Here is a 13,693-nt window from a genome sequence, read left to right on the forward strand (position 1 = left end):
GACAAAGCTGGCTGAAAGTTCTACACTAAACTGGAGAATATTCGGCACTGCATATAGAAGATGAAATATCAGATTCTAGATCAATTACAGCAATATAAAGCACAATTGCTCGACTCGGTAGAACTGGGTTCGGGTATGCAGCTCGCCATGTGGCAAAATAACCAAGACCGTGTCAGCGTCTGTAGTAATCATCATACCTTGAGCATGTATATTCAAGGAGGCTACGAAAGCTACCAAAAGACGGCTCAAGGCTGGCACAATGGTGGTGGGCCAGATCGTATGTGCCTGATGCCACAAGATTTTGAATCCACTTGGGATTTGCGTGATCCACTGACCTTTGTGCATCTTTACTATACCGAACAACATCTACACCGCGTCGCAGAACAAGTCTGGGATCGCGAGCCCAGCCAGATCATATTAAATCCGCAAATTTTTGTGGCTGACCCGCACATTTCCATGATCTACCGGCACTTCTTACTCAATGGTGCTTGGCAACATCGTGAAAATCATTTACAGATGAGTACGGCGACCACGCTATTACTCAATCATCTGATCAAGAATTATAGTCATGCACAATGGCAAGCACCTGAGGTTAAAGGTGGATTGTCCCCATATGTACTGAAACAGCTCTTGGAATGGATTGATCAACATCTCCATTTGAGTTTGACCTTGTCTGATCTGGCGCAACAAGCGCAACTCAGCGAATATCATTTTGCGCATATGTTTAAACAATCGATGCAGATGCCACCACACCAATACGTGATGCAGCGCCGTCTTAAGCAAGCCCATCAAGCACTTGAACTGAGTACAGCCAATTTGACTGAGATTGCCGTACAATTTGGCTTTAGCTCCAGCAGTCATTTCAGCCATCGCTTTAAAAAGCAGTTTGGCTATTCACCTTCACACATCAGGAAAAACTAAAATCCAGACCGTGTTGTTTTTCGAATATTTCTTAAGCTCAAATTCGCTTTAGACCTTTCGCCAAATCTAAGCTAAAACTCCCACATTCATTGCTTTTTGTCATATAATTTAGCCCGCCAGCTAATCGCCCGCTCAAGAGAAATTTGATATGACAACGATCATCAAACAAGATGACTTGATTACATCAATCAAGGATGCCCTGCAGTTTATTTCTTACTATCACCCACAAGACTTCATCCAAGCGATGAGCCGTGCTTACGATCGTGAAGAAAATAAAGCTGCAAAAGACGCTATTGCCCAGATCCTTATCAACTCACGTATGTGTGCTGAAGGTCACCGACCAATCTGTCAGGATACAGGGATCGTTAACGTTTTCCTTGAAGTCGGCTTAGATGTTAAATTTGATTTAAGCATGAGTCTGGATGATGCAGTCAACGAAGGTGTACGCCAAGGTTACCTAGAAAACTCAAACGTACTGCGTGCCTCAGTTTTAGCAGATCCAGCTTTTGGTCGTAAGAATACCAAAGACAATACCCCTGCCGTGATTCATTACAAACTCGTTCCTGGTAATAAAGTTGATATTACCGTTGCAGCGAAGGGTGGCGGTTCAGAGAATAAATCTAAACTTGCAATGCTCAACCCATCTGATTCAATTGTGGACTGGGTACTTAAAACTGTTCCAACTATGGGTGCAGGCTGGTGTCCACCAGGTATGCTCGGTATCGGGATTGGTGGTACTGCTGAAAAAGCCATGATGCTTGCAAAAGAAGCACTCATGGAAGAAATCAACATGGACGAATTACTTCGTCGTGGCCCACAAAGCAAGATGGAAGAACTCCGTATCGAGATCTTCGAGAAAGTCAATGCATTGGGTATTGGTGCACAAGGTCTTGGTGGTTTAACTACAGTCCTTGATATTAAAATCAAGGATTACCCATGCCACGCAGCAGGTAAACCCGTCGGTATGATTCCGAACTGTGCCGCGACTCGTCACGCACACTTCCAGTTAGACGGTTCAGGTGTTGCACATATTCAAGCACCAAAACTTGAAGACTACCCTGCCGTGACTTGGGATTCTTCACAATCGAAGCGTGTCAACCTCGATACCATTACTCAAGAAGAAATGAATGCTTGGAAACCAGGCGATACCTTATTATTGAACGGTACCATTTATACAGGTCGTGATGCTGCGCATAAGCGTATGGTTGACATGTTAAACAATGGCGAAGAACTTCCAGTCGACTTAAAAGGTAAATTTATTTACTACGTTGGCCCCGTTGATCCTGTGGGTGATGAAGTCGTTGGTCCTGCTGGCCCAACCACTGCAACCCGTATGGATAAGTTCACTCGCCAAGTGTTAGAAGCAACTGGCTTGTTCGGTATGATTGGTAAAGCGGATCGTGGTCCTGCGGCAATTGAAGCAATCAAAGACAATCAGGCAACGTACTTGATGGCTGTTGGTGGTGCGGCTTACCTCGTGTCTAAAGCAGTTCGTGAAGCGGAAGTCGTGGCCTTTGCTGATTTAGGTATGGAAGCCATCTACAAATTCGTGGTTGAAGATATGCCTGTTTCCGTTGCGGTGGATGTAAATGGTACTTCAATCCATGCCACTGCACCAAAAATCTGGCAAGCCAAGATTGGCAAGATTCCAGTGGTTGATGCTGCTGCGTCATAATATTCATACAATTCAAATAGCCGAATCATCGTATTCGGCTATTTTTTTGCCTAAAGCTTCTGCTAGATTATAAAAAAGATGAGAAGAATAAGGCGATATAGAGATGAATAAATCGATGTTCAGCTTAGTGATTGGACTTTGCCTTCTCGCAGGCATACAAAATACATTTGCATCCCCCGCTCAAAGCAAATCGGTCAAAGAACTGGTTCAACTCAGTGACCTTGAACATGTGCTAAATACGTCACTTGATGAAATGCAACCAACGCTTGACCTTGAAGCTGAAACTATTTTATTGCGGGTATTGGGAAAAGAAAAACTCACCACAACTCAAGAGCATCTCGCGGTTTTAGAACTGAGCCAACTTCTCAAAGAGACCAGCTCCAAAGTATTTGCTCGTCCGGAAACCCTACAGGCAATTGAGAAAATTTATGCCGATGCCTTGAGCGAAAAAGAAGTACAGGCGTATTTAAAGTTTTTAAAAACACCCGAAGGCCAATCCATCAATCAAAAAACGTTGCTGATTAGCACCAATATTTTTCAATATATGAGCAACATCAGTCAAAAAACCTTAAGCGATCCAGAGCAAAGCTCACAATTGAAAGCGCAGTTCCTCACTATCCTTCAACCCTTAATTCAAGCGGAATAAACTGCTGTTTTCTTGATGGTGATTACCAAGTCAAAGGATTCCAGAGTTTAAACGGTTTCACCAAATGTACTTCTGATTTCTCATCATATCTGGCTGGCTTTAATTCTTGTGGTTTGGAACGCACCTTACCTGATGCATCTTGTGCCACGAAGTTATAGCTCGATGATTTTAAACGGGTAAATGCAATTTCCTGATGGGCCACTTTTTCTGGTGTAATCATAAAAGGGCCCGTGTGCTCACTGCGTGAAATCTTATTTTCTTCATCATATTTAATGAAATAGGTTTGTGCAGCATCCACAGTAAAGTCTAAATATTTTGGCTTTTGAAAATGCAGTCCCACCAGTGGACGACTTACACTCAGACGATAGGTACCTGCAGGAAGTTCCAGCCAATAATAGTGGTTATGTAACAGACTGGGGATACGATAGCCATTAACAAATAAATTTGCTGCGGCAATTTCCTGACGATTCCAACGGGTATCGGGACGATACAGATAAACGATCGCTGCTTGTTCATTTTGTGGTTTGACTGGTGCGTAATATTGGCCTAACTTTTGATTGACCCAACCACCAGCGCTGAAACCACCAACATGATATTGATCCAATAGGCCTGGTTCTTTTGCTGTATCAACAGATGGTAGTGTTGCAGTCAGTGCGGTTGGTTTTTCTTCAACTGTTTTATGACTTTGACAGCCAGCCAACACCCCTGCACAACATAATGACAATATTAAATAACGCATGACATCCCTCAAGGCGTTTTCTTGGATTTATTTTTAACTGCGCAAAACTATGCGGATTTTTTCAATTTTTTAAGATTAACACCTCAACGTTCAATTGCAAATAAAAAAAGCATGAAAAGCTAAGCCTTTCATGCTTTTTTAGATGAATGTGAATTAAGCCGATTTAGAATCAACTACCTTCAAATCCTTCTTTTCAATCACTTCTGGCGTCCCAACCTGCGGTAACCGCTCTGCTTTAAATGTTGGTTTCGCTGTTCCGTTAATCACAGCTGCATCCACAATCACAGTTCCAACATCGGTACGACTTGGTAAGTCATACATGGTTTCCAGCAATACATTTTCCAGAATTGAACGTAAACCACGTGCCCCTGTATTACGGTCAAGTGCTTTTTTGGCCACGGCACGTAACGCAGACTCATCAAAGACCAGATCTACATTTTCCATGGTAAACAGATATTGATACTGACGTGTTAATGCATTTTTCGGTTCTGTCAAAATCTGCATCAAGGCTTCTTCATCCAGTTCCTCTAATGTCGCAATCACAGGCAAACGACCAATAAATTCTGGAATCAAACCGAATTTAACCAAGTCTGTTGCTTCAACCTGACGGAATAATTCAGAGACTTTTTTGCTGTCATCTTTATTTTTCACATCTGCAGTAAAACCAATCCCACCTTTCTCTTGACGCTGTTGGACAATTTTTTCCAGACCAGAGAACGCACCACCACAAATAAACAGGATATTGGCCGTATCGATTTGGATAAATTCTTGCTGTGGGTGCTTACGACCACCTTGTGGTGGAATAGACGCAACCGTACCTTCAATCATTTTCAATAAGGCTTGTTGTACGCCTTCACCTGACACATCACGGGTAATCGATGGATTTTCAGATTTACGGGTAATCTTATCAATCTCATCAATGTAGATAATGCCTTTTTGTGCTTTCTCTACATCGTAATCCGCTTTTTGCAATAACTTTTGCACGATGTTTTCAACATCTTCACCGACATAACCTGCTTCGGTTAAAGTGGTGGCATCTGCCATCGCAAAGGGAACATCGAGCAAACGAGCCAATGTTTGCGCCAATAATGTTTTACCTGAACCCGTAGGCCCGATCAGCAAAATATTACTTTTCGCAATTTCAATCTCTTGATGCCCATGAGTCGACTGACCCACTTTCAAACGTTTATAATGGTTATATACTGCAACCGATAAGGTTTTCTTCGCAACATCTTGCCCAATCACATATTGGTCTAAGGCAGCACGTATTTCATGTGGTTTCGGCAAGGCTTTGGTTGCCCAATCCCCTGCTTCCACTTGTTGACTGGTTTGAACCAAGTCCAAGCAGACATCTACACACTCATTACAAATATATGCGTCCTCACCTGCAATCAGCTTTCCAACTTCAGATTGCGTTTTACCACAAAATGAACAATGTTTTTGTCCTTGAGGATGTTCGGACATATTTACTCCACAACTTAAATCTTAAACTTAGGCCCTAAAAATTACGGACGTTTGCTTAGTACCTGGTCAACTAAACCATATTCTTTGGCTGCTTGAGCAGTCATAAAATTGTCACGATCTGTGTCACGTGCAACCGTTTCATAATCTTGGCCACTGTGTTCAGCCATCAAACGATTTAAACGCTCTTTGATAAACAGAATTTCACGTGCGTGAATTTCAATATCAGACGCCTGACCACGGAAACCACCAAGTGGCTGGTGAATCATGACACGTGCATTTTCCAGACAGTAACGTTTGCCTTTTGCACCTGCATTCAATAAGAATGCACCCATTGATGCTGCTTGTCCCATGCAATAAGTTACAACATCAGGTTTGATAAACTGCATGGTGTCATAAATCGCCATACCCGCAGTCACAGAACCACCCGGTGAGTTAATATAGAGATGGATATCTTTTTCTGGATTTTCTGCTTCTAAGAATAACATCTGCGCAACGATTAAGTTCGCCATGTTATCTTCAACTTCACCCGTTAGAAAAATAACACGCTCACGTAATAGACGTGAATAAATATCAAATGAACGCTCACCACGAGAGGATTGTTCAACGACAACAGGAACTAAAGCATTTTCAATTGTTGGAACATACATACGTTTACTTATTCCTAAATTATTGTGACTCGATCTATGCCAACAATATGAGGGATAATCAATGAAATTGCAAAAGGTTCAATCTGAAATATTCGATTATTTAGACTAAAATCTGGCAATTTCGAATTAAATTAACACTTTCATAACAGAGGGTTTAAAGAGCTGACATGAATGCTTTTGCATCTCACAAAAGATATGAAGGCACGCGATCTTCTTCTAAAGAAAAAGGCGCATTAAGCGCCTTTTTCTTTAATCAACTTTTAAAAGCTTAGCCACGACGAGCTTGTTGCTCTTTTAATAAGTCTTCATAGCTGATCGCAACATCTTTTACTTTAGCCGAAGCTAAGATGTGATCAACCACTTGATCTTCTAACACAACTGCTTCGATTTGAGCACGTTGTTGTTTGTCATTTTTGAAGTATTCAACAACTTCTGTTGGGTCTTCATAAGAAGAAGCCATGTCATCGATATAAGCATCAACACGTGCTTGATCCACTTCAAGTTTAGCGTCAGCCAATACTTTGCTGACCAATACACCAAGCTTAACTGATTTTTCAGCTTGTTCTTTGAACAATTCATCTGGAAGCATGCTGCTGTCAAATGCACCTGCACCTTGAGCACCAAACTGTTGCGTGAACTGCTGGATCATTTGTTGACGTTGACGGTCAACTTCTTGAGCAACCATTGAAGCTGGCACTTCAATTTCGTTTGCAGCAACAAGCGCATCAAATGCAGCTTGTTTAACTTGGTTACGAAGACCGTTGCGAACTTCACGTTCCATATTCTTACGAACGTCAGCTTTTAACTTGTCTAGGCCTTCCTCTTCAGTCAAACCGAAGATTTTTAAGAATTCAGCATCAATCTCAGGAAGTTTTGCTTTTTCAACTTGCTTCACAGTGATTTTGAATTGAGCCGCTTTACCCGCTAAGTTTTCAGCTTGGTAATCTTCAGGGAAAGTGACATCAATCACTTTCTCTTCGCCAGCTTTCATACCAACGATACCGTCTTCAAAACCTGGGATCATACGACCTGAACCAAGTACCAGTTTAAAGTCTTCAGCAGCGCCGCCTTCAAACTTCTCACCATCAACAGTCCCTTCGAAGTCGAAAGTTACTTGCATGTCTTTCTTCGCCATACCTTTAGTTACAGCCCAAGTTTGACGTTGTTTTTGCAAGTTTTCGATCATTACATCAACGTCTTTGTCGTTGATTTCTGATGATTTACGTTCAACTTCTAGATCAGCAAAAGCTTTCACTTCTACTTCTGGATAAACTTCAACAGTCGCTTCAAAAACTAAAGCATCATCTTTGTTTTCAACTTTCTCAATGTTCGGCATACCGACCGCATTGATTTTTTCTTGTTGAATTGCTTCAAATACAGTGTCACGAATGATGTCATTCACAACTTCTTGATAAATGCTCGCACCATATTCACGGCGAACAACATTCAAAGGCACTTTACCTGGACGGAAGCCGTTGATCTTCACAGTTTTGGCAGTGCGTTGTAAGCGAGCTTCAAACTGCTCGTTAACACGGCTCGTCGGTACAGAAACATTTAAACGACGGGCAACGCCCGAAACCGCTTCAGTCGTTACTTGCATGGCTTCCTCGATATTAGTTAGTAATAACAATTTTTAAAGTGCCACATTATATGACAACTTTCTGGATATACAAAATCGGATGCTAAAAAAGCACATATATTTCTCATTTTAGCCAAAATCATAGTTTTCTTAAAACAACCTTAAAAAATAATTATTTTTATTGTAAATGATAAACTTTATCATTATTATTTTCCTTTTTTTTGATTCTGGTTAAAATAGGGCGTAAATGGGTATGGGTTATATTAAGAGTAGGAAAAAACAGAACAAATTAGCAGTTGCATCACTCATTGGCATGACAGCAACGCCTTTTGCAATGGCCAACGAAGAAGTCGTACACACACTCGAAACCATTAAAACAAAAGCTGAACACACGTCTTACTACGTTAAGGAATCCAGTAATTCCAAAATTACCACCCCGCTTTTAGATACAGCCCGTACCATTAATATTATTTCAAAAGAAGAAATTGATGAGCGTGGTGCAAGCTCGCTACAAGATGTATTACGTACCACACCAGGAATTACCTTGGGTTCAGGTGAGGGTGGCACACCGATGGGAGATCGCCCATTTATTCGTGGTTATGAAGCCAGTACAGATATTCTGATTGACGGTATGCGAGATTATGCACGTGGTTCACATGAGGTCTTTAACCTAGAAAGCGTTGAAGTGACTAAAGGACCAGGTTCAGTTTATACGGGTCGTGGCTCTACGGGCGGCACAATTAACCTGATCACCAAGAAACCAAAAGATAAAACTGAATCGACAGTTACCTCTGAATACCAGAACTCAGGTAAAGGTCACACCAAATATCGCTTTACCACAGATAATAATGTTGCAATAAATGACAATATTGCAGTGCGCCTTAATGCCATGCTGGATCAAGGTGAAGTTGCCCGCCGTGATAATGTTGAAGTTGATCGTTGGGGTGTTGCACCATCAATTACCATTGGCCTCAATACCCCTACCCGCTTCACTGCAGGCTATAGCCGTTTAGAGTTTAACGACACGCCTGATATGGGATTACCCTTCAGCAATGCCAAAAACCCTAATCGTAAAACCCCAATTGAAAGCATGCCATTTGAGACCAATTTTGGTCGCCCAGACATTGATTTTAGAAATTACACCTCTGAAAGCTTCGACTTACGCTTAGAACATGACTTTAATGAAAACTTAAAGTTGAACTTTCTTGCCCGTGATTTAGAAACCATTCAAGACTATTTCTTTACTCGCTTAAGTTTTGGCTGTGATAGTGCAATCAGCGGTGCTGCCTGTAAAACGGAAGGTTCTGGTCTGACCTATGAGCAAAATGATCGTACCTCTTATCGGACCAGCCATGTCAATAGTGGACAGTTAAACCTACAAGCGAAATTCAATACTTGGGGAATTCAACATAATCTTGTAACGGGCGTCGATTACAGTAAAGAGCGCATTGGCAGTAAAGCCATGACCGTTACCGGTGCTGGCAAAGAAATTATTGATTTTTACAATCCAAGCCGTAACACCCACCCAAATTTCCACATCACCTATGCAGCTAAAAAGAAAGATGGTGAAATCGAAAATACGGGGATCTATGTTACTGATACAGTGAGTCTAAACGATAAACTGGACTTGAATCTTGGCTTACGTTTCGATGACTATGAGTCGACCAACTTTAAAGATACTGTTTCAGAAAACATGTTTAGTTATCAAGTTGGTAGTGTTTACAGAGTTGCACCCAATGGTCGCGTCTATGCAAACTTTGCCACCTCACTAAACCCAAGTGGTGATAATCTAGGTCAAGCTGGTGGTGCGGATGGCGTATCGAGTGGTAACCGTTTAGCTGACAATATTGATCCTGAAAAAAGTCGTAGTATTGAACTGGGTACAAAATGGGAGCTTTTAAACCAACGTTTAGCCGTCAATGCTGCCTTGTTTGAAACGCGTAAAACCAATGCAAGAACCACAGACCCTCATGGCTTTGTAACCATTGATGGCGAAAACCGTGTACGTGGTGTCGAGCTCAGCACGATTGGCCAAATCACGCCACTTTGGGATATTTCAGCTGGCTATAGCTATTTAGATAGCGAATTACTGGATGGCGGTTTTGTTAAACAAGGCTCTGACTATGTCAGCAACCCTGATAATGGCAATCAGATGAAATTTATTGCAAAACATAATGCAAACTTATGGACAACCTATGCGGTGACCGATAAGTTGCGTTTAGGCGGTGGCGCGACCTATGTTGGTAAACGCTATGTAAATGACAGCAATACTTATTACTTACCAGAACACACTCGTTTTGATGCTTTTGCAAGTTATCAAGTTATGCCTGAGCTTGGCCTACAAATGAATATCAACAATCTAAGCAATGAACGCATTTATGATGCGTCTCATGTTGGTGTTTTCTCAACCGTTGCACCAGGTCGCTCTTTTGCAATTAAAGGAACCTATCGTTTCTAATCAATCGGCTCTAGAGCTTTCATTCGTGAAAGCCCTTTTTTATATTTCTAAATGAAGAAAATTCACCCAAACACAACAATCAAAAGATATAGTTTTACAATCAATTCACGATCCATCCAAAATAACCATAAAAATTTAAAAAATAAGAATTTTTTCTAATATAAAAATAAAATCAAATATTTACGTATAACTTAATCATCTTCACCATTCTTTTTACAAATTACAATCTATTTTTTAATAGCAAAAACAAATTAAGAATCGCTGCAATAAAAATAGAAATCATTATTATTTACAAAACCATTAAGGTCTGTAACAGGATTTATCCAAATGTCTTTTATTAAATCACGGAAGAAACTCGTTTCTTCTGCAATTGCATCTTCACTTTCTGTGATTGCAGTACCTGCTATTGCACAAGACCAAGCAGTGCAACTCCCAACAATTCATGCTCAAGCTGAACAAGAACAAAGTCTCAAAGTAGATAAATCTGCAAACAGCAAATTTGTTGCCCCGCTTCTGGATACACCAAAATCGGTTTCTGTGATTTCAAAACAATTGATTGAAGACACGCAAGTTACAACCTTAAGTGATGCTTTACGTACTGTTCCAGGCATTACCCTCGGTGCGGGTGAAGGTGGTAACCCAAATGGTGACCGTCCATTCATTCGCGGTTATAACTCTGAAAGTTCAATGTATGTAGATGGCATTCGTAGCTCAACCTCTCAAAACCGCGAAATGTTCGCCATCGAACAAGTAGAAGTGACCAAAGGTTCAGCATCTGCTTTAGGTGGTGCAGGTACATCTGGCGGTAGCATCAACATGATTTCTAAAGTCGCTAAAAAAGGTGATGCTTTAGAAGGCTCTATTTCTGGGGGTACAGACAATTACGCTCGTATTACTTTAGATGGTAATAAAGATTTTGGTAATGGTGTTGCAGCTCGTGTCGTTGTGATGGGTCACCAAAATGAAAAAGCGGGCCAACATGATGGGGCTGAATATAAACGTGCAGGTATCGCACCAAGTATTAGCTTCGGTTTAGATTCTGCCACTCGTGGGACTTTGAGCTATTACTACTTAAAAACAAATGATGAGCCAGATTCTGGTATCCCATATCAATATGATACGACTAAGAAAACAACTGCGGGAAAACCTGTAGATGTTAAACAGGGTACTTATTATGGTTGGAAAGATCGTGATTTCCAAAAACAAGAAAATCAGATTGGTACCATCAAGTTAGAACATGATTTAAGCGAAAATTTGACGCTTCGTAACACAGCCGTCTATAGCAAATCTAAAAACGATTATTTATGGACTCAACCAGATGACAGCCAAGGCAATATTGTAAATGGTCAAGTTTGGCGTCGAGTCAATACCAATTTAACCAATACGGATACCTTTACGGATCAACTTGCATTAACTGGTAAGTTTGATACGGGTTCACTTAAACATAGTTTCAATACTGGCGTTGAATATTCTAAGCAAGATTCAGATCGTGGAACCAATATTGTTACCGATCCAAATACTTCAAAAATTGGAGGAAGTGGTGCAAACAATGCTTGTTCATTACCAAATTCAAATGGCTGGTGTACTAGCCTAAACAATCCTAATTCGGGTGATGCATGGTTAGGCAATATCAAAGCAAATCCGAATGTCACCAATATTACCTCAAAAACTCAATCGGTTTATGTGCTGGACAACATCACGATCACCCCACAATGGTTACTTGATCTGGGTGTTCGTTGGGACAAATTCGAAACTGATATGAAATACAATCAAGATTCGGGTTCAGGTGCGACACTTGTCAAAGCTGGGACAAAATATAGTTCAAGCAATGATTTCTTCAACTATCAGGCTGGCCTTACTTTCAAACCAGCTGAGAATGGTGCTGTTTATATCAGCTATGCAACTTCTGCCAACCCTGTCGGTGTGGATGCTGGTGATGGTTCAGAGGGTATTAGCGTTCCAGGGCGAAGCACTACGGATGAACAGTCACGTGCAATCAACAACTTAAAACCTGAAGAAGTGAAAACATACGAAATTGGTACTAAATGGGATTTATTAAATAATAAATTAAATTTAACCGCTGCTATTTTCCGTACACAGAAAGATAATACACGTGCCTTAGATACGGATGGTTTCACAAGAAACATTGGTAAAACGCGTGTGGATGGTATTGAGCTTGGTGCGAATGGTAACCTCACAGATAAATGGGCTGTATCAGCTGGTTATACCTATCTAGACAGTGAAATCGTAGATGCTGGCTTTGTTAATAAGGGAACTGCAACTGCACCAGATTATCAACCAAGCCCAACCAATGGTAACCGAGTTCAAAACGTTGCAAAAAACTCAGCAACACTTTGGACAACCTATAAAGTCTTGCCACAGCTTACTTTAGGCGCTGGTGCAGTGGCTATGGATAGAGTGTATGGTGATGCAGCGAATACCAAATGGGTTCCAGGCTATGTTCGCTACGATGCAATGGCTCGTTATAATGTAGATAAAAATGTTGACCTACAATTAAACATCAACAACTTATCTGATAAACGCTACTTCACCAAAGCTTATGCATCACACTATGCATCAGAGGCTGAAGGCCGCAGTGCGGTACTCTCTGTAAACTTTAAGTACTAATCTCACCAATAAAACCCATAATTTAATTATGGATTTTATTGCAAAAATAGCCTCATAATAATGAGGCTATTTTTTATCATTCATTGTTTTTATAAAGGTAATCATTGTGATCCATCATATTCCAAATGTATTAAGCAAAGAACAAATTCAGTACTTTCGCGAAGAAATGGATAAAATCGAATGGGCCAATGGCAAAGTTACCGCAGGCACCCTGTCTGCCACAGTAAAAAATAATCAGCAACTGCCTGAAGATCACCCTTTAACCCACCATCTGAGTAATATTATTTTAGAGGAATTGGGGAAACACCCTCTCTTCCTTTCAGCAGCTCTCCCCCTAGATATTATCCCTCCTCTTTTCAATCGTTATGAAAATCAGGAATCTTTTGGTTTCCATGTCGATAATTCAATCCGTCGCATTCGTGGTACTAAAGAGCGTTTACGTACAGACCTCTCCTGTACTCTATTTTTATCTGAACCGGATGAGTATGAAGGGGGTGAGTTAGTCATTGAAGATACTTATGGCTACCATGAAGCCAAATTACCTGCGGGTGATATGGTACTTTATCCGTCATCAAGTCTGCATGAAGTCACTGCGATTCGTAGCGGCTGCCGAACTGCTTCCTTCTTTTGGGTGCAAAGTATGGTGCGTGATGACGCTGATCGGAATATGCTGTTCACCTTAGATCAAACGATTCAAAATCTACGTATGCAACTCGGTGACACTCATGCAGAAGTGATTAAACTCACCAATCTTTATCATAATCTCATGCGTAAATGGGCTGAGTTATAATTTAACAGTTCTCGTCACATTTAGAGTCGATCCTCACATTATTTTCCAATATTAATAAAATTAACGAAAAATATTTCCCCTGTTCCACAAAATAGTGCAAAAAACAGGGAAATATTTTCCATTCATTCAAATTAAAATATTTTACA

General features: G+C 40.8%; 10 protein-coding genes. 6 read left to right on the plus strand and 4 right to left on the minus strand.

Features of this window, described 5'->3' with window-relative positions:
• Positions 1-60 precede the first annotated feature (60 nt).
• The 3 genes from Aba26S_RS11985 to Aba26S_RS11995 all read left to right on the plus strand — a co-directional run bounded on the left by Aba26S_RS11985 (position 61) and on the right by Aba26S_RS11995 (position 3,242).
• Positions 61-921 (plus strand): AraC family transcriptional regulator, encoded by an 861-nt coding sequence (locus Aba26S_RS11985; RefSeq protein ID WP_043972231.1) that lies wholly within the window; start codon positions 61-63, stop codon positions 919-921.
• Positions 922-1,069: 148 nt separating this feature from the next.
• Positions 1,070-2,596, plus strand: a complete 1,527-nt coding sequence (locus Aba26S_RS11990) for a fumarate hydratase (RefSeq protein ID WP_005238666.1) — start codon at positions 1,070-1,072, stop codon at positions 2,594-2,596.
• A 103-nt stretch (positions 2,597-2,699) separates the two neighbouring features.
• Positions 2,700-3,242 (plus strand): DUF2059 domain-containing protein, encoded by a 543-nt coding sequence (locus Aba26S_RS11995; RefSeq protein WP_043972233.1) that lies wholly within the window; start codon positions 2,700-2,702, stop codon positions 3,240-3,242.
• 22 nt (positions 3,243-3,264) lie between these two features.
• Here Aba26S_RS11995 and Aba26S_RS12000 read toward each other — a convergent pair whose 3' ends face one another.
• The 4 genes from Aba26S_RS12000 to tig form a co-directional block, all read right to left on the minus strand.
• Positions 3,265-3,981, minus strand: a complete 717-nt coding sequence (locus Aba26S_RS12000; protein WP_005238663.1) for a DUF2846 domain-containing protein — start codon at positions 3,979-3,981, stop codon at positions 3,265-3,267.
• A gap of 153 nt (positions 3,982-4,134) precedes the next feature.
• Positions 4,135-5,445, minus strand: coding sequence for an ATP-dependent Clp protease ATP-binding subunit ClpX (gene clpX, locus Aba26S_RS12005; RefSeq protein ID WP_005238662.1), 1,311 nt, complete (start codon positions 5,443-5,445; stop codon positions 4,135-4,137).
• Between the two features lie 41 nt (positions 5,446-5,486).
• Entirely contained in the window at positions 5,487-6,092 is a 606-nt protein-coding gene (clpP, locus tag Aba26S_RS12010) for an ATP-dependent Clp endopeptidase proteolytic subunit ClpP (RefSeq protein WP_004877521.1), read from the minus strand.
• 268 nt (positions 6,093-6,360) lie between these two features.
• Positions 6,361-7,692 carry a trigger factor gene (gene tig / locus Aba26S_RS12015; protein ID WP_005238659.1) on the minus strand — a complete coding sequence of 444 codons (1,332 nt, stop codon included), beginning with the start codon at positions 7,690-7,692 and terminating at the stop codon, positions 6,361-6,363.
• 232 nt (positions 7,693-7,924) lie between these two features.
• Here tig and Aba26S_RS12020 point away from each other — a divergent pair, with 232 nt between their 5' ends.
• The 3 genes from Aba26S_RS12020 to Aba26S_RS12030 all read left to right on the plus strand — a co-directional run bounded on the left by Aba26S_RS12020 (position 7,925) and on the right by Aba26S_RS12030 (position 13,547).
• Positions 7,925-10,129, plus strand: coding sequence for a TonB-dependent siderophore receptor (locus Aba26S_RS12020; protein ID WP_227541415.1), 2,205 nt, complete (start codon positions 7,925-7,927; stop codon positions 10,127-10,129).
• A gap of 327 nt (positions 10,130-10,456) precedes the next feature.
• Positions 10,457-12,757: a TonB-dependent siderophore receptor gene (locus Aba26S_RS12025; RefSeq protein WP_043972242.1), complete on the plus strand. Its 2,301-nt coding sequence runs from the start codon at positions 10,457-10,459 to the stop codon at positions 12,755-12,757.
• Between the two features lie 106 nt (positions 12,758-12,863).
• Positions 12,864-13,547 (plus strand): Fe2+-dependent dioxygenase, encoded by a 684-nt coding sequence (locus tag Aba26S_RS12030; RefSeq protein ID WP_005238654.1) that lies wholly within the window; start codon positions 12,864-12,866, stop codon positions 13,545-13,547.
• Positions 13,548-13,693 lie beyond the last annotated feature (146 nt).

Origin of the sequence: Acinetobacter sp. NBRC 110496, assembly GCF_000876115.1 — a bacterium.
Classification (GTDB): Bacteria; Pseudomonadota; Gammaproteobacteria; order Pseudomonadales; family Moraxellaceae; genus Acinetobacter.

What these genes read in the sequence shown, in the direction of transcription:
- Aba26S_RS11985 (WP_043972231.1), top strand. Translation starts at nt 61, where the DNA reads ATGAAATATCAGATTCTAGATCAATTACAGCAATATAAAGCACAATTG.
- Aba26S_RS11990 (WP_005238666.1), top strand. Translation starts at nt 1,070, where the DNA reads ATGACAACGATCATCAAACAAGATGACTTGATTACATCAATCAAGGAT.
- Aba26S_RS11995 (WP_043972233.1), top strand. Translation starts at nt 2,700, where the DNA reads ATGAATAAATCGATGTTCAGCTTAGTGATTGGACTTTGCCTTCTCGCA.
- Aba26S_RS12000 (WP_005238663.1), bottom strand. Translation starts at nt 3,981, where the DNA reads ATGCGTTATTTAATATTGTCATTATGTTGTGCAGGGGTGTTGGCTGGC.
- clpX (WP_005238662.1), bottom strand. Translation starts at nt 5,445, where the DNA reads ATGTCCGAACATCCTCAAGGACAAAAACATTGTTCATTTTGTGGTAAA.
- clpP (WP_004877521.1), bottom strand. Translation starts at nt 6,092, where the DNA reads ATGTATGTTCCAACAATTGAAAATGCTTTAGTTCCTGTTGTCGTTGAA.
- tig (WP_005238659.1), bottom strand. Translation starts at nt 7,692, where the DNA reads ATGCAAGTAACGACTGAAGCGGTTTCGGGCGTTGCCCGTCGTTTAAAT.
- Aba26S_RS12020 (WP_227541415.1), top strand. Translation starts at nt 7,925, where the DNA reads ATGGGTTATATTAAGAGTAGGAAAAAACAGAACAAATTAGCAGTTGCA.
- Aba26S_RS12025 (WP_043972242.1), top strand. Translation starts at nt 10,457, where the DNA reads ATGTCTTTTATTAAATCACGGAAGAAACTCGTTTCTTCTGCAATTGCA.